Below are 18,599 nucleotides of genomic sequence, written 5' to 3' on the forward strand. Positions count from 1 at the left end.
GAAGACTATGCCTTATAACAATATTCTGACTGCCGACGAACTCGTGGCCATCAATACCGTGTTCCAAGAGGCTGCGCTGGAACCTCAAAAAATCCTGATAGTCGAGGACGACCCATGCACACGCGAGATGTTGACTGAGATTCTTCAAGTCAATGGCCTTTTGTGCCTGCAGGCTAGAAGTGCAGTTGAAGCCATGCGTGCATTGAGTAACGACAACTCGGTTGAATTGATCATTACGGATTTACGCATGTATCCGCACGATGGTCTGCAATTGATTCGAATGATCCGTGAGTCTGAGTGGGCTGACCTGCCCATTTTGATCATCTCTGGAGATGCCGGTGTTCGAGACGCTATCGAGGCCATGCGCTTGAATGTCGTCGACTTTCTGCTCAAGCCGATCAATCCAGACGAACTGATCTCCTTGGTTCACCTTGAACTTGGTTTCAGGCCTGAAAATCTTCCTTAGCCATCATCAAGCCATCGAGGACCTGGCAATGCATCCTTGAGTCAACCGTCTATTGCTCTGCATGAAGAGCGGTATATCGAAGGCTCCACGCGCTTGGCCAGCGATTCGATCGGTGGTCTGTCAACGTGGGCCGACAGTGTGAAGGTTGTATAAGCGCTTATCTGAAGCGTTTGTACCAAGCGCTTTGCCTCCACATCTGGCCAGTGCCAGCGTTCAGTCTCCAGCACCTGGGCGTAAGTCCTCTTCAGAGTTCCCCCCAGGAGGCTGTTCAGAAGTTTTCAGCGTTTTTCAGCGTTTTTCATCGCCCGGCGGAAACGGTTTCAGTCCATTTCAGAGCAGGCGGGTGGGTGGCGTGCGTTACTGCACGCACTTGGCAGAAGTGATTGCTCCCCCTGCTGCTTTACCTACACATCTGTGACCTGTTCACGAGGAAGTCCTGTTGTACAGCTCAACCCCGAAACCCACCGTGCGGGTCGGCGACGATAATTCTCGCTTTCATCGACTGGACATAGCAGCAGTCTCATTTGTGATTCATCTGCTGGCCCTGGCCTTACCTTTGGCATTGCTGCAGATATACGACCGCATTTTGCCAAGCCAGTCCTACGGCACGGCGGTGTTCCTGGTGGTCGGTGTCGGTGTCGCCATCATGCTCGAGGCCATCCTGCGTTACGGCCGCACTGCGTTGTTTGCGCACATCGCCGCGCAATACGAAAGCGAAACAACCACGCGTATTTTCGACCGGCTGCTGAAGGCGGATATCAATGTCGTAGAGGGCATGGGTACCGCCAGTGTGATCGACGGCATTCGTTCGGTGGCGCAGGTGCGCGATCATTGGTCCGGCAATGCCACGGTGGCGCTTTACGAGGTGCCGTTCATCGCCGTTTACATCGGTCTGGTGGCTTACATCGGTGGCTGGCTGGCTTTTATTCCGCTGGTGTTGTTCGCGGTCACCCTAGGCATGACGCTGCTGGTCAAGACAGCCACCGAGCGGACCTTGGGCCGCGTCGAGGCAGCCGATAGCCGCCGCCGTAACTTGTTGTGGGCGTCCTTTGCCGGTCTGACCGAGGTCAAATCGCGCGGAGCCGAGCCCGGTCTCAGCCGCAACTACGCCGCAATGAATGCACACTACATGGAAGCGTCGGCGCGCCTGGAAATGCTTGTCGCCTGGGTTCGCGAGAACGCTACGCTGTTGGGCCAGTTGTCCACAGTACTCATTGTGATCTTTGGTGCGATTGACGTGATGAAGGGCGAACTGAGCACTGGCGGACTTACCGCTTGTACATTGCTCGCCGGTCGCTCCATTGGGCCGGCAATGCTCGGATTAGGTTACCTGGCGCGTTTGGCGCAGGCACGGGATGCACAGGCGAAAGTCCATCACCTGCTTGAGTTGCCGGTCGGCGATGCGGTGCTGTATCCGCAGACGCATGAGCAGACCCGGACATCGCTCATCGTCACCCAAGGCTGTATTGAGCTGCTCAGGGAGAACAACCCCGAGCTAACCATCAACATTGCCTCCGGCGAACTGGTTCATCTGGATGCCTGCGATGCGGCACTGGCGTCAAAACTGCTGGCGCTGGTGGCCGGTACCGGGCGGCAGCAGGGGCTGGAAGTGCGCCTGGACGGTCATTCGGTGCGTGAATATTCGGCCGCCAGCCTGCGTCATAGCGTGAGCCTGGTACCGCGTCATCCGGCTTTGGTGGCAGGTTCGATACTCAACAACCTGACCCTGTTCGACCCTCGGTACAACGAGCGGGCGCGCGATTATGCGGACGCATTAGGCCTGCTGCCATTTCTCGGCCGTTTGCGCAGTGGCGCGTTGACGCAAATAGGTGCCCTGGGCGCTGAACAGTTCGATGAAGGGGTTTACCAGCGCATCGCGCTGATTCGGGCGTTGGTGCGCGAGCCCAAGATCTTACTGCTGGATCATGCTGGCAGCGGCCTTGATCTGGACGGGCAAAAACGCCTTGCCGAGTTGCTGCAAAACATGGCCGGACGCCCCACGGTGCTGGTGGCCAGTAACAAGCCGATCATGATTGGCGCGTGCGATCGCAGCATCCACATTGGCAGGAGTCATCAACATGCAGGCTGAAAATATCAGTTCCGACCGGTCGCAAAGCGACAGCAGACTGCAGGTGTTCTGGAGTGAACGCGCGCGCATGCAGCGTATCGCCACACTGCTGGGCGAGGCGCGTCTCGGCGCCTCGGCGATCGCCCGCTGCCTGCCCGCACTGCTGGTGACGCTGGACTGGTTCGGTGCGCCGCGCAATCTGGTGCCCAGCCTTCCGCCTCAAGGCGCCGGTTTTACCGTAGAAGACTTGCGCACACTGTTGGTGGACATCGGATTCCGCTCTGATTACTTACCCCATGGCAACCGCGACAACCTGATGGAAAGCCTGCCGGTCGGCACCCTGGCACTCACCGATGAGCATTGCATGCTCTATCTCGGGCGCCTTGAGAGCAATGACTGGTGGCATGACGGAGTCAGCCCGGTCGAAGGCTGGCAGCCGTCGAGTGGCACCGAGTTTCTGATGATCCAGCGCAAAGCCGGGTTCATCCCCCTCGACGCTCCCCAGCCCGACTGGTTTGCGCGGCTGATGGCGAAGGCCCGGCGCGAGCTGGTCGGGATTGGGCTTATCAGCCTGGTCACCAACCTCCTGGCATTGTCGGTGTCGTTGTTCACCATGACCGTCTACAACTCAGTGATCCCCAGTGGCGCCACTGGCACGCTGACCACTCTGGGATTGGGGGCGATCATCGCCATCATCAGTGGTTGGGGGCTGCGCCTCGGGCGCGCTTCACTGCTTGCGCGCATGGGTGCATGGGCCGGCGCAAGCATTGGTACCGCGGCGTTTCGCAAAACTCTCGGCCTGCCGTTGGAATACTCATCGCGGCTGGGCCTGAACAACAACCTCAACCGCATGCGCTCGCTGGAAGGCGTGCGTCAGTACCTTAGCGGTGCCGGCGGTGTGGCGCTGGTCGACTATCCGTTCGTGTTGGTGTTCATCGTGGTAATCGCGTTGCTTGGCGGATGGATCGTTTTCGTGCCAATCATCGGGCTGCTGCTGTTCTTGCTCGCTGCCTGGTTAGTACAGCCCTATGTACAGCGCAAAGCCGTTCACGCAAGCCGCGTTGGCAACCGACTGCTGGAGGAATACTCCAGCGGTATCCAGCGACTTCGCTCCCTTCAGGGCATCAGTGGCAACCACCACTGGTTGCGGCGCATGCGCGATATGTCCAGCCAGGCGGCAAAGGCCAATCGTGATCTGGCCCTGGCCCAGGCGCTGGTGCAGAGCATCGGCCAGGCGCTGGGCATGTTCACTGTGCTTGGCACCATGGCCGCCGGCATCGCGCTGGTCCTGGCTCAAGGTATGACGGCGGGCGGGCTGATCGCCACGATGATGCTGGTCTGGCACGTTACCACCCCGGCCCAGCAATTCTTTTCCCTCAGCCTGCGCATGAGCCAGATCAGAGAATCGCGCCTGCAACTGGAGCGGCTGATGCAGTCCGCTGGCGAGGCGCAACACCCGCAAATGTATTCGCCGATCGAACCGCTGGCGCCTCGTATCGCCGTGGACCATTTGTACTATCGCTATACCGCCGAGCAGGAACCTGCACTCAACGGCATCAGTTTTGAGTTGCAGCCGGGCCAGCGTGTGGTGGTGGTCGGGCCCAACGGCGCCGGCAAAAGCACTCTGTTGCAGTGCCTGTCCGGCGTGCGCCTGCCACAGAGTGGCCGCGTGGTGCTCGATGGGCGGGACATCCGCCAGTTCGATCCAGCGGATTACCGCGTCTGGGTCGGCTTTCATGCGCAGACCCTGCAGAACCTCCCGTTATCGGTGCGTGATTTCCTCCAGCTGTCCCATCCGTCTGCCTGTGACGAGCGCATCGTTGCCTGTTTCTCCCGTGTAGCGGGCGAAACCTGGTGGAGTTTGCTCGGCTGCACGACTGAGGAAGAGGCGCTGAGCCTGCAGCTCGATCCTTGGCGCGAAGACCCCGACGCCCTGCGCATACGTCACGTGGTGGGAATGGTCGAAGCCGTACTGGACGATCCACCCTTGCTTTTGCTGGATGACCCGTTGCGCGACGGCGATCCGGTACTGGACGGCATGTTCAAGCGCCTGCTCGACAACCTGCGTGGCATCAGCACCGTGGTGATTGCTACTCACCGTGCGGACCTGATCGAAACCGCAGACCAGATCGTGATTCTCGATCAGGGCAAATTGATTCATATCGGGCCAGTCGCCCTTCAGAGCCCGAAAGCGGCGGCGCAGGACAGTTTAAAAGGACCGATTCATGCTTAAGATCGACCCACTTCCAAAAATCATTACCATCACTGGGGCCGACGACCGTGCCAGCGCCAATATTGCCAACTTGCTTAACGATGGCCGCAGTTCGCGGCAATTGCGACGCATGCTGTTGGCCATTGTTGCCCTTGTGGTGCTGTTCCTGCTCTGGACGCTGATCGCTCAGGTTGATGAGCTGGCCAAGGCGCGTGGAGAGGTTCAGCCGGTGTCGCGTATTCAGCTCGTGCAGTCGAAGGAGGGCGGCATCCTCACTGAACTGCTGGTCGAGGCGAACGAACATGTCAAGGCGGGGCAGGTCATCGCCCGGTTTGCCACGACCGATGTGCAGAAAGATCTCGATCAGGTCGGTGTGCGGCGCTCCGCCCTGCAGATCGATCTCGAACTGTGGGGAGCTGTCATCGAGACACGTCAGCCGATTTTTTCCGCTTTCGCCGATCAGCCGGTTCTGGTGGCGGATGCGATCAAGCGTTACCTCAATGAGCTGGCCCTTAACTCTTCACTCGCCGATTCCAAGCGTACCGTCTTCGAACAACAGAAGGCGGCGCTTACCGGTGCACAGGGCGAATTGCCTGCGATGCGCAATCAATTGAACCTGGCCCTTGGCGTCCAGGCCCGCTACCAGGACGGCTTCGCCAGGGGGGCTATTTCTGCTGTGCGCATGGCCGAGGCGCAGGAGCATGCGGCGGAGGTCGAACGCAACCTGGCCCAGTTGCAATCGCGTATCGCCGAACTGCAAAAGACCATCGCCGTGGCCCAGGCGGCGCTGCAGCAGGTGCTGGACGAGGTCAATCAGAAGGCTGGGGCCAGGCGCAGCGAGCTGATCGAGAAAATTAAAGAGCTGGATGCCGAGATAGTTGCCCTCAAAGATCGCCATAAGCGCACCGACGTTGTGGCGCCAGTGGCCGGTTTTATCAAGCAACTGCCCGATACCCGCGCTGGCGCGGTGATTGCACCTGGCGGTACGGTGGCGGAGCTGGTGCCTAGCGAAGGCGGCGTGGTGATGGAAGTACTGGTCTCGCCACGCGATATCGGGTTCGTACGGATCGGGCAAAACACACTGGTCAAGGTCGATGCCTTCGACTTCAGCCGCTTCGGTTCAGTGCCGGGCAAGGTCAAACGCATCTCGCCATCGGCGTTTCGTCAGGAGCAAACCGGCGCGACTTATTACAAGGTTGATATCCAGCTCGACAAGGCCTTCGTCGGGACCGACGCGGACCGCCAACTGATCCCGGGCATGACCGGTGAAGCGGATATCGTCACTGGCCGCAAGTCGGTGTTCCAGTATCTGGCCAAACCCGTTTTCCTCGGTGCCGATATGGCATTCCACGAACGCTAGGTGCAGGTGCAAAAGTAATTGACCATGACCAATAATTTTGACGGTTCGACATTTGGCGCACACCCGGGGATGAGCCCGGACGAAGCCGCCAAGCGCCTGCGTGCGCATGAGCAGCCACTGGGCAAGCAAGATCCGGTTGAGGAAAAGAGCCCGCTGGGCTGGACCGAAGACAAGCAAGGGGAAACACTGCCTGGCGAGCAACCCCACGCCGGCGGTGCCCCCGAGCAACCGCATGGCAGTGCCCCGGCGTATGCCAGCGCCGAGCAGCCATTGCCCGAGCCTGGCCAGGTGCCAGTCGTTGCGACACCTGCATACAGCCCGACTGGCTTCGATGCCGATGCTGGCGGCAATATGCCTTCGCCGAGCATCAACACTGCGGCCCGGGCTTTTGTGACAGCTGACCTGGGTTCAGCAGCGTTACCGGCTACCGACCTGGTGCCTGTCGGAGGCGATGCCAGCGCACTGCTTACTCCGCACGCATCGGGCCGCGACGAAGGCTCGTCGCCATTGTTGGCTGCCGGTGATCTCGCCGGCAGTGTGATTGAAGATAGTCAACATCAGATCAGCGGCCATCTGAGTGTAAGCGGTGGCGAGGCCGGCGCGGCTGTCCAATGGCAGGCGCTGGCGCCGGATGGCGTGTACGGACAGTTGCAAGTCGCGCCCGATGGCCGCTGGCTTTACACCCCGAACGAAACCAGCCCGGCGTTTCAGGGGCTGAACGAAGGCCAGCATGTCATCGAGGAGTTTCTGGTGCGCGCCAGTTCGGGCCATAGTGCGCCCGTCGATCTGCTGATTCGCATTGACCTGCAAGGCACCAACGACCGCCCGCAAATCACTCAAGGTTCGGTACTCACCGGCAGCAGTCGCGAAGACGGGCAAACATTCGCCAGCGGTCAGCTTGAGGCTCAGGACGCAGACCAGGGCGCCCAGCTGCACTGGCAGGTCGACACCGTGCACGGCCAATACGGCGAATTGACGCTCGATGCGGCCACCGGCCAGTGGCAGTATCACCTCGACAACGACCGAGGCGCGACTCAGGGGCTCGCCGAGGGCGAGTTGGCTACTGAGTCATTCCTCGCCAGTGTGGTCGACGAGTACGGTGCGACATCCTCCGCGCGCCTGAACATCACCATCATCGGACTCAATGATGACCCGATCATTGGTCGCATCGACTCGCTCCAGGCGACGCAAGATGGCGACAGTATTCAGGGGCTAGTCACTGCCACCGATGTCGACACGCTCGACCAGCTCAGTTTCAACACCACTGCCGATGTACCTGGCTTCATCCTGGCAGCGGATGGCAGCTATCGTTTCGACCCAAGCAACTCCGCCTACCGGTACCTGGCCGAAGGCGACACGCGGCAATTGGTCATCCCGGTAACGGTCAGCGATGGCCATGGCGGCACCGCCACGCAGAACCTGGTGATCAATCTCACCGGCAGCAACGACCTGCCAGTGCTCAACACCCTCGTTGCGCGTACAGCCGCTGAAGGCGACCCGCTGTTGACGGGACAACTCAATGCCAGCGACGTGGATGATGGCCACAGTTTGACCTTTGGCACCGCAGCCGAGGTCGACGGCTTCACCCTCAATCCGGATGGCAGCTACAGCTTCGACCCGGCCCACAGCACCTATCGATCGTTACCCGCCGGGGCTCAGCAAACGCTGGTTATCCCGCTGACAGTCACCGACGAACATGGTGGTTCGGCCACGCAAAATCTGGTCATTACCGTAACCGGGACTAACCAGGGAGCCGTCATCAGTGGCGCGCTCAGCGGAACGGTCTCCGACGACAACACCAGCAGCACGGACCTGCTGGAAACGGGCGGGCAGCTGACCATCAGCGATCCAGACAGCGGCGAAACCCGGTTCTCGCCCCACGGCGCCAGCGACGCCCTGGCCGGCCGATACGGGGTGCTGACCCTTGACGCGTCCGGTGCCTGGCATTACGCGGCTGATAGCAAACAGGCAGCTGTGCGGCGACTGGGGCAAGGCGACACGCTGACCGATCACTTCACGATTACCAGCGTCGATGGCACCCAGCAGAACATCGATGTCACCCTGACCGGTACCAACGATGTGCCGGTTATTAGTCACGACTCCATCACTAGCGGATCGATCCTGGAGGACGTTACGCAGAACACGGTGACGGGTGTGCTGGTCGCGAACGACGTCGATATCGGCAGCCAGCTCAGCTGGAGCCTGGAGCCGATAGAGGGAACCTTTGGTACATTGTCCATCGACTCGCTCAGTGGCGAGTGGATTTACACCCTGGACAACAGTCGTCCCGTCACCCAGGCCCTGGCAGAGGGTCAGCAGGTCACAGAGCACTTCACTGCGCTGGTCACCGATGAGCATGGCGCAGTAGCGCAACAGCACATCGATATCAGTGTGCGCGGAACCAATGACAACCCTGTGCTGCTGCAGATCCCGGCGCAGAATCTCACCGAAGACGACACCGTCGTGTACGGCCAGCTTGTCGGTACCGACGTGGATACTGGCGACACGCTAAGCTACGCCACAACCTCGTTCACCCCCGGCTTCAACCTCAATGCCGACGGCAGCTACAGCTTTGACCCCGGCGATGCGGCTTACCAACACCTGGCCGAAGGGGCCCAACAGATCCTGACGATCCCGGTGACGGTGACCGACAGCCACGGCGCCACGGCGACGCAGAACCTGCTCATCACGCTCACCGGCAGCAACGACCTGCCGGTGATGAACGTGCATGCGGGCGAGAACGCCGCCGAAGGCGACGGGCCCATCACCGGTTATGCCACGGCAACCGACATCGACACCGGCGACGTGCTCACCTACAGCACGTCGGCCAATGTCGACGGTTTCAGTATCGACCCCGATGGCACCTACCATTTCGACCCGAGCAATGCGGCCTATCAAAGCCTGAACGCCGGTGCGACGCTGACCCTGAGTATCGCGCTGACGGTGACCGACAATCATGGCGGCACGGCAACGCAGATGCTGACCATCACGCTGACCGGTACCAACCAGGGTGCCGTGATCGCCGGGGTGAATAGCGCCAGCGTCATTGAGGATCAGTGTGCCACCGGCCAACTGGAAACCGGGGGCCAGCTGAGCATCAGCGACCCTGACCGCGACGAAGCTCAATTCGTCGCGCACGACGGCACCAGTCCGCTCTTGGGCACCTATGGCAGTCTGACCCTCGATGCGAGCGGCGCCTGGCACTACACGGCGGACAACAACCAGATTGCCATTCAACGGCTGGGCGAGGGCGCCCAGGTCAGCGACCACTTTACCGTTACCAGCACTGACGGCACTCAGCACCAGATCAGCGTGACGCTGATCGGCACCAATGATGTGCCGGTACTCAATGCTATCGCCGCACAAAGTGCCGACGAGGATGGTGCGAGGGTCTTCGGGCAGCTCGTCGGCACCGACGTGGATACCGGCGACACGCTGATTTACAGCAGCACCGCGAGCGTGGCCGGATTAACCTTGAACGCCGATGGCAGCTACAGCTTTAACCCCGGCGATGCGGCTTACCAACACCTGGCCGAAGGGGCCCGGCAGGTCCTGACGATCCCGCTGACGGTGACCGACAGCCACGGCGCCACCGCCACGCAGAACCTGGTGATTACCATCACCGGCAGCAACGACCTGCCGGTGATGAGCGTACTGACCGCACGCACGTCCACCGAAGACGACGCGGCCATCACCGGTTATGCCACGGCGACCGACATCGACACCGGCGACGTGCTCACCTACAGCACGTCGGCCGATGTCGACGGTTTCAGCATCGACCCCGATGGCACCTACCATTTCGACCCGAGCAACGCGGCCTATCAAAGCCTGAACGCCGGTGCGACGCTGACCCTGAGCATCCCGCTGACGGTCACCGACAACCATGGCGGCAGCGTCACGCAGACCCTGATCATCAGCCTGAGCGGCACCAACGATGTGCCGGTGATCAGCCAGAGTTCGATTACCACCGGTGCGATCACCGAGGACGCCACGGCGAACACGGTAGTCGGCGCGCTGAGCGCCAGTGACGTCGATAACGGCAGCCAGCTCAACTGGAGCCTGGTGTCTGCGTCTGGTGTCTACGGCTCATTGGCCATCGACGAGGACAGCGGCCAGTGGACCTACACCCTGGACAATAGTCGTCCAGCCACCCAAGGTCTGGCGCAGGGGCAACAGGTCAGCGAGCACTTCAGTGTGCTGGTCACCGACGAACATGGCGCGTCGGCTCGTCAGGACGTCGTCATCAGTGTACGGGGTACCAATGACAACCCGGTGCTGCTGAATGTACCGTCCCAGAACGTGCTGGAAGGCGGTGCCGTGGTACACGGACAGCTCAATGCCACCGATGTCGATACTCGCGACATCCTGAGCTTTAGCACTTCGGCGCAGGTACCGGGCTTCACCCTGAGCGCCAATGGCGCTTATTCGTTCGACCCGTCGAACGCCGCGTACCAGCACTTGGTTGACGGTGCCACGCAGACCCTGAACATCCCGGTGAGCGTCAACGACGGCAACGGCGGTACGGCGACGCAGATTTTGAGCATTACCCTGATCGGCACCAACCAGGGTGCCGTCATCGCCGGGCGGGATACCGGTGGCGTCACCGAGGACTTTGACTCCCCGGGCACGCATCTGTTGGAGGCGGCTGGCCAGTTGACCATCAGCGATCCGGACAGCGACCAAGCGGTATTTACCGAGTATTCGGGTGCCGCGGCACTGACCGGTAGCTACGGCAGCTTGAGTATCGACGCCAGCGGCGCCTGGCACTACAGCGCCGACAACAACCAGGCGGCGGTGCAGCAACTGGGGCAGGGCGCCACGTTGAGCGAACACTTCACCATTACCAGCGTCGACGGCACCCCGCATACCGTGACGATCACGTTGAACGGTACCAACGATGTGCCGGTACTCAACGCCATCACCGCGCAGAACGCGGTGGAAGATGGTGCCAAGGTCACCGGGCAACTGACGGCGACCGACATCGACACCGGCGATACGCTGAGTTACAGCGCAACCGCGACCGTTGCCGGATTCACTCTCAATGCCAACGGCAGTTACAGCTTTAACCCCGGCGACGCGGCTTACCAACACCTGGCCGCAGGGGCACAGCAGGTCCTGACCATTGCGGTGACGGTGACCGACAACCACGGCGCCACAGCCACGCAGAACCTGGTGATTACCATTACCGGCAGCAACGATTTGCCGGTGATGAGCGTGCTAGCTGCACGCACGGCCACCGAAGGAGGCGTCGCGATCACCGGCCAGGCCGTTGCCACCGATATCGACACCGGCGATGTGCTCATCTACAGCACGTCGGCGACGGTCGATGGTTTCAGCATCGACCCGGACGGCACTTACCATTTCGACCCAAGCAACGCGGCCTATCAAAGCCTGAACGCCGGTGCGAAGCAGATTTTGAGCATCCCGCTGACGGTGACCGACAACCACGGCGCCACTGCGACGAAAATCCTGACCATCACCCTGACAGGCACCAACCAGGGTGCGGCCATCGCCGGCGTCGATAGCGGCGGCGTCACCGAAGACCTGGTCACCAGCGGTCATCTACTGGAAACCGGCGGCCAACTGACCATCAGCGACGTGGACAAAGGCGAGGCGGCATTCACGCCGCACACTGGCACCGGCGCCCTCGCGGGCACTTATGGCAGTCTGACCATCGATGCCAGTGGCGCCTGGCACTACAGCGCCGACAACAACCTTGCGGCCGTGCAGAAACTGAGCGAAGGCGCGACGGTGACGGACACATTCACCGTGCGCAGCGTTGATGGAACGGCGCATCAGATCACGGTCACCCTGCTGGGCACCAACGATGCGCCGCAGATTGGCCCGAGCTCCGTCCTCATCGGTGCGGTCACTGAAGATGCCGCCGTACGCACGGCCACCGGCCTGCTGGTGGCCAGTGATGTCGATTCCGACGCCCGTCTGTCCTGGAGCCTGACGTCGACCGAGGGCAGCTACGGCACCCTGGCCCTCGACGCCGCAAGTGGTAGCTGGATTTACACCCTGGACAATAGTCGCGCAGCGACCCAGGCCCTGGCGGCCGGCCAGCAGGTGCACGACAGCTTCATTGCCACCGTCACCGACAACCACGGCGCTATCACGCAGCGGACCGTGGACATCGTCATCAGCGGGACCAACGATCTGCCCGTGATCAGTGGCAGCAGCACCGCAGCGGTTACCGAGGATGACCTGCAGAGCGCGGTTTGCGGCACCCTGACTCATGCCGACCCGGACACCGGTGACACCTTCACCTGGTCGCTGGTCAACGGCGGCGGTACCTACGGCACCTTGACGTTCGACACCTCGACCGGTACCTGGAACTACAGCCTCGACAACTCACGCGCCGCCACCCAGGCCCTGGCGGTGGGCGAGCGCCATACCGATAACTTTACCGTGCGTGGCACCGATGCGTCCGGCACGCCGGTCAATCAGGTGATCTCGATCGAGGTCAACGGCAGCAACGACAATCCAGCCATCAGCGGCGCTCATCAGGGTAGCGTGGTCGAAGACCGGACCATGACCGCCAGCGGTGCGCTGTCGTTCAACGACATCGACACAGGCGACAAGCTGGGGACGTGGCAGGTGCTCACGCCGCAAGGTATTTATGGCACGCTCAGCATCGATCAGAACGGCAATTGGACGTATCGCCTCGATGTTGCGCGCTCACAGTCGATCAAGGCTGGCGACACGCCACAAGACAGCTTCATCGTACGCGTCACCGACAACCACGGCGGTCATGCCGATCAGCAGGTCACCCTTCAGGTCACCGGCACCAATGACGGCCCGGCCATCGACCCGAATTCGCCCGCGCTCACGGGAGATGTGACCGAGGACCAGATCGGCTCGACCACTGCCCAAGGCACTATTGCCAGTGGCGACCCGGACATCGGCGACACGTTGACCTGGTCGATCGATGGTTACAGCGGACAGAGTGTTGGCAGTTACGGCACGTTGACGCTCGATCAGAACGGGCATTGGACCTACACGCTCGACCACGACAAAGCGGATCGACTCGCCGAAGGTGCGACGGTCGTCGATCGCTTTGTCGTCAATATCACTGACGCGGCTGGTGAACGCAGCTCCGCCACGATTCAGGTGCAGGTCCATGGGACCAATGACGGCCCATACATCGGCGGTACCAGCAGCGGCGAAGTAACCGAGGACATTGCTACCCGTGTCAGCGGCAAGTTGCTGCCTGGCGATGTGGACATCGGTGATACCGCCAGTTGGGCCATCATCGGCGAGCCGCATGGTCAGCTCGGTACGCTGACCCTCAATGCGCAGGGTGTCTGGACCTACCAGCTGGACACGGGCTCGGCCAGTGTCGATGCCTTGGGGCAGGGCGCTAGCGCAACCGAGACGTTCCGCGTCCAGGTGACCGACCCGCACGGTGCGACCGACTTCAAGGACATCACTATCACGGTTCATGGCCACAACGATGCGCCGTTTATCAGTGGCGTCGACAGTGGTGATGTCACCGAAGACCAGCAGAACAGCGTCACCGGGCGCCTCTGCGTCAATGATGTGGACAGCGGCGACCAGTCGAGCTTCGAGCAGAGTCAGTACGCCGGCACCTACGGCCATTTTTCCTTGAACACCGATGGGCAGTGGACCTATCAGCTGTTCGACTCGCAGGCGTACGTCCAGGCCCTCGCCGAAGGACAGTCCGTCACCGAAACCTTCACCATCGCGGCGCACGATCAGAATGGCGGCGTCACCTACCAGCCGGTCACGATCACGGTGCACGGCACCAACGATGCGCCGGTCATCAGCGGCGTTACCACCGGCGTGGTGTTCGAATACGTCTCACACACCGCATCCGGGCGGCTGGTCGGCTACGACCCGGATCAGGGCGACATCAACACCTGGAGCCTCAGTGACGGCCAGGGCACGTTCGGTACCTTGACGCTCGACGACCATGGACGCTGGACCTACACGCTCGACGTAAACGACGCCGACACCAAGGCGTTACAGCCTGGTGATCAGGCGACGGATAGCTTTCGTGTGTTACTGACTGACAATCAGGGCGTTAGCGTGGAATGCTTCGTCAACGTCAGCGTGGTCGGCACCCAGGCCCCTGACGCGCCGCCCGATCCAGGCACAGGCGGCGGTGATACCGGCACGCCCCCGCTGACCCTGCCGTCAGTCAGTGTCAGCGTGACCGAGGATGTTTCACTCATACGCTCAGGCCTGCTGACCGGCGTTTCGCCCATCGGCTGCCCAGTCACCTGGCAGGTGACGCCCGTCAACGGTACCTTCGGTGTCCTTACCCTGGGGCCCGACGGAGCGTGGGTTTATAACTTGCATAACGATGCGGCGCAGGTCCAGGCGCTCAATGAAGGACAGTCAGTCCAGGAGTATTTCAACGTTAACGGCGTTGACGCCAGTGGCAATAAGGTGCAAACGCAGTTCACCGTGACCATCAATGGTACCAACGACACACCACAAATCATCGGCGTGCTCCAGGGCACGACGATCGAGGACCAACAGTTCACCGCCAGTGGCAGTCTCGCGGTGCAGGATCTGAACACCGGCGACAGCACGACCTGGAGCGTGCAGGATGGCAAAGGCCAACTCGGCGATTTCAGCATCGACAACAACGGTGACTGGTCCTACCACCTCGACAATGCCAAGGCGCAGTACTTGAATGCCGGCGAGTCAGTCGTCGAACGCTTTTGGGTCAATGTCATCGACAATCACAACGGGACCAGCTCACGTGAAGTCGTCGTGACCGTGTATGGCACGGCCGACGGCCCGATGATCCCCAGTGTCACTGACGGCATCGCCGTACCTGGCGGCAAGGAAACACTGGCTGGAAAAATCCCGGTCCTCGATCCGGATATCAGCGAGACTTTCAGCTTCAGCCTGGTATCGAGCTCGCAAGGCCAATTTGGCACGCTGTCGATTGATCCGGACGGCAGTTGGCACTATCAGCTCGATCAGGCCGATGCCAACTCAGCACTGAAAAGCCTGGCTGCGGGCCAACAACTCACTGACACTTTTACCGTGCAGGTCAGAGACGGCAACGGTCATATGGCCCTGGAACAGATCCGTCTGCGGGTGAGCGGGATTAACGATGCGCCGGTGATCAACGGTGCGACTACAGGTTCCGTTACCGATCGAAGCATCATCCAGACCAGCGGCAAGCTGCTGGCGAGCGATCCGGATGCCGGCGACGTCGCGACGGTCAACCCCCAGTCTGTGGACAGCGCCCATGGCCATTTCGAAGTCGCAAGCGATGGCGCCTGGATTTATACGCTCAATGTGCTGAACCCCGCTGTCAAGGCACTCAACGCGGGCGACAGTCTCACCGAGACATTCCATGTCACGGCCGTCGACGGCAACGGTGTATCGGCGGGCAAGGACGTGATCATTACCATCCGCGGCAGTAACGACCTGCCCGTGGTGGGCGGCGACGTGCGCGGCAGCACCACGGAAGACACCACGTCCAACAGTCATGGCCAGTTGACCACCAATGACGTGGATACCGGCGACATCACCCAGTGGACTGGCATGAACACGGCTGGTGCGTATGGCCATTTTGAGATGTATGCCAATGGCACCTGGAACTACCTGCTCAATGGCAACTCACCTCAGGTGCAGGCGCTCAAGGATGGGCAAGTCGTTAGCGAGACCTTCATTGCTCACGGCAGAGACCAACATGGCGGTGAAGTCACGCAGGTCATTACCATCGACGTCCACGGCACCAACGATGCCGCCAGCATCACGGGGCAGCGCACCGGCGACCTCACCGAGGACCAGGATGTCACCAATGGTCAACTGGTGGTTTCCGGGCAGATCCACCTGACTGACGTCGATACCGGCGAAGGCATTATCAATGCGCAGACCGTGCAGGGCGCCTATGGCATCCTGGAGTTACACGGTGACGGCACCTGGCGCTACTCGGTGGACAACGCCCAGGATGCCATTCAACACCTGGGCCAAGGCGCGACCCTGACCGATAATGTCAGTCTGACCAGCGCCGACGGTACGCCGTACCAGATCAGCATCATGGTGCACGGTACCAACGATGTGCCGGTGCTGAGTGTGCTCACCGCGCAAAACGCGATTGAAGAGGGCGCCAGGGTCACTGGCCAGTTGCTCGGCACCGATACCGACACGGGCGACACGTTGATCTACAGCAGTACGTTGAGCGTAGCCGGCTTCACCTTGAACGCCGATGGCAGCTACAGCTTCGACCCGACCGATACAGCCTGGCAGCACCTTGCCGAAGGGGCGACGCAGGTACTGACCATTCCGATCATCGTCACCGACAGTCAAGGTGCGACAGCCACGCAAAACCTGGTGATAACCATCACCGGCAGCAACGACCTGCCAGTCATGAGCGTGCTGACTGCACGTACGATCACCGAAGGCGACGCTGCCATCACCGGCCATGCAACGGCGACAGACGTCGACACCGGCGATTCGCTGACTTACAGCAGTAATGCTACGGTCGATGGTTTTACTATCGACCCCGATGGCACCTACCATTTCGACCCGAGCAACGCGGCCTATCAAAGCCTGAACGCCGGTGCGACGCTGACCCTGAGCATCCCGCTGACAGTCACTGATAATCACGGCGCCAGTACCACGCAGATATTGACCATCACGCTGACCGGTACGAACCAGGGTGCCGTGATCGCCGGGGTAGATAGCGGCAGCGTCATTGAGGATCAGAGTGTCACCGGCCAACTGGAAACCGGGGGCCAGCTCACCGTCAGTGACCCTGACAGCGACGAAGCTCAATTCGTCGCGCACGGTGGCAGCAGCCCGCTCTTGGGCACTTTTGGCAGTCTGACCCTCGACGCCAGCGGCGCCTGGCACTACACGGCGGATAACAGCCAGATTGCCATTCAACAACTGGGCGAGGGTGCCCAGGTCAGCGACTATTTCACCGTCAGCAGTACCGACGGCACCCAGCACCAGATCAGCGTGACGTTGATTGGCACCAATGACGTACCGCTACTCAACGCCATCAGCGCGCAGGACGCGATGGAAGAGGGTGCCATGGTCACTGGCCAGTTGCTCGGCACCGATATCGACACCGGCGACACGTTGATCTACAGCACCAGCGCGAGCGTGGCAGGCTTCACCTTGAATGCCGATGGCAGCTACAGTTTCGACCCGGCCGATGCGGCCTGGCAGCACCTTGCCGAAGGGGCGACGCAGGTACTGACCATTGCGATTGCCGTCACTGACAGTCAAGGTGCGGCAGCGACACAGGACCTGATCATCACGCTGACCGGCACTAACCAGGCGGCGGTGATTGCAGGCGTCGATATTGGCAACGTCCAGAAAGAAGGCTACACCGATACCCCCCATTTACTGGAAACCAACGGTCAACTCACCATCAGCGACCCCGACGACAACGGAGCGTCGTTCGTAGCGCATAACGGTGCGGACGCGCTGGTGGGCTCTTATGGTTTGCTCGATATCGACGCCAGCGGTGCCTGGCACTACAGCGCCGACAACAACCAGGCTGCCGTGCAGCAATTGGCCGAAGGTGAACAACTGACTGAGCACTTTTCGGTCAGTAGTGTCGATGGCACCACGCACAACGTGACCATCACCCTGACTGGCCTCAATGATGTACCCAACCTGAGTGTCATGAGTGCGGCAGCTGTCAACGATGCACCAAGCGTGTCGGGTTATATAGCCAATATGGCTGTAGAGCCCTCCACAGTTGACAACCCGCCGGCAGAGCACCAGGACTCTCCGGATGGGACGGCACAGCAAGCAAGTGCTGGCGATGCGGCGCACGCTACGACCGCCCAGCCTTCAGCCGTGGATCTTTACCTGCAATTTGCCCAGACCGATGCTGATCATTTGGCAGGGCTCGATAGGCATAGCGACAGCACATCGGCCCAGCATGGAGATAATTCAGCGCGATCGTCAGTCGAGGAATACCTACAGCTCGGTGGCGTGGATGCAGCCCACCTCAGCCAGCCAGATCCAGCGCTATCGCTGGATCACCAACCGCCCCCGGATAGCCCGTTGCACCCGGAAGCCGCAACGCCCGAGCTGACTGACACCGGGCACCACGATGCACATTTGGCGGATGCGCCGATGCCGGATCCCGATCCGCAGTATCACGGCTGAGGGGCAGACAGGAGCGAAGAGAAGAACGTGGCGGACCATTAGCGACGTCTACAGTCGCCGACCGGCTCGGCAGGCACCTATGAAGTGCTTGGCGTGCCGCGCGGCGGGTGCCCGGACCTTCGCAACAACGCAAGAGCGAAGTTCCTGGGCAAACGGCGTATACGCGCACATTGCTGGAGAACTCGCCGACATCAACCTGCCTGAAGAGGCTCGACACTGGCGAGCCTCCGCGACCGTCGAGTCTTGGCTGACCAAGTGAGTCTGGTTTGAGTACAAAAGGGCCCTTCGAGGGCTCTTTTTGTTGGTGGCTGACAGTCGTTTTTTAGGAATTCGCCTGCTCTTGAGTCAGCCGTGCAGTGCGTTCCTGTGGTTG

General features: G+C 61.0%; 5 protein-coding genes. All 5 read left to right on the forward strand.

The window, feature by feature from the left end:
• Window positions 1–7 precede the first annotated feature (7 nt).
• The 5 genes from AD668_RS19095 to AD668_RS29560 all read left to right on the forward strand — a co-directional run bounded on the left by AD668_RS19095 (window position 8) and on the right by AD668_RS29560 (window position 18,226).
• Window positions 8–466 (forward strand): response regulator, encoded by a 459-nt coding sequence (locus AD668_RS19095; RefSeq protein WP_053161244.1) that lies wholly within the window; start codon window positions 8–10, stop codon window positions 464–466.
• Between the two features lie 439 nt (window positions 467–905).
• The gene (locus tag AD668_RS19100; RefSeq protein WP_082344521.1) at window positions 906–2,555 is read left to right on the forward strand and encodes an ABC transporter transmembrane domain-containing protein; all 1,650 of its coding nucleotides are present in this window, start codon (window positions 906–908) and stop codon (window positions 2,553–2,555) included.
• On the forward strand, window positions 2,545–4,767 hold the full coding sequence (locus AD668_RS19105) for an ATP-binding cassette domain-containing protein (RefSeq protein WP_053161246.1): 2,223 nt from the start codon (window positions 2,545–2,547) through the stop codon (window positions 4,765–4,767). The genes AD668_RS19100 and AD668_RS19105 overlap by 11 nt, the downstream gene beginning before the upstream one ends.
• Window positions 4,760–6,106, forward strand: a complete 1,347-nt coding sequence (locus AD668_RS19110; protein WP_053161247.1) for an HlyD family type I secretion periplasmic adaptor subunit — start codon at window positions 4,760–4,762, stop codon at window positions 6,104–6,106. The genes AD668_RS19105 and AD668_RS19110 overlap by 8 nt, the downstream gene beginning before the upstream one ends.
• A 24-nt stretch (window positions 6,107–6,130) precedes the next feature.
• Window positions 6,131–18,226: a VCBS domain-containing protein gene (locus tag AD668_RS29560; RefSeq protein WP_053161249.1), complete on the forward strand. Its 12,096-nt coding sequence runs from the start codon at window positions 6,131–6,133 to the stop codon at window positions 18,224–18,226.
• The last annotated feature ends 373 nt before the right edge of the window (window positions 18,227–18,599 follow it).

Origin of the sequence: Pseudomonas sp. P1.8 (assembly GCF_001269805.1) — a bacterium.
Lineage (GTDB): Bacteria > Pseudomonadota > Gammaproteobacteria > Pseudomonadales > Pseudomonadaceae > Aquipseudomonas.

Excerpts from the sequence above, each read along its gene's own strand:
- AD668_RS19095 (WP_053161244.1), top strand. The coding sequence starts at position 8 with ATGCCTTATAACAATATTCTGACTGCCGACGAACTCGTGGCCATCAAT.
- AD668_RS19105 (WP_053161246.1), top strand. The coding sequence starts at position 2,545 with ATGCAGGCTGAAAATATCAGTTCCGACCGGTCGCAAAGCGACAGCAGA.
- AD668_RS19110 (WP_053161247.1), top strand. The coding sequence starts at position 4,760 with ATGCTTAAGATCGACCCACTTCCAAAAATCATTACCATCACTGGGGCC.
- AD668_RS29560 (WP_053161249.1), top strand. The coding sequence starts at position 6,131 with ATGACCAATAATTTTGACGGTTCGACATTTGGCGCACACCCGGGGATG.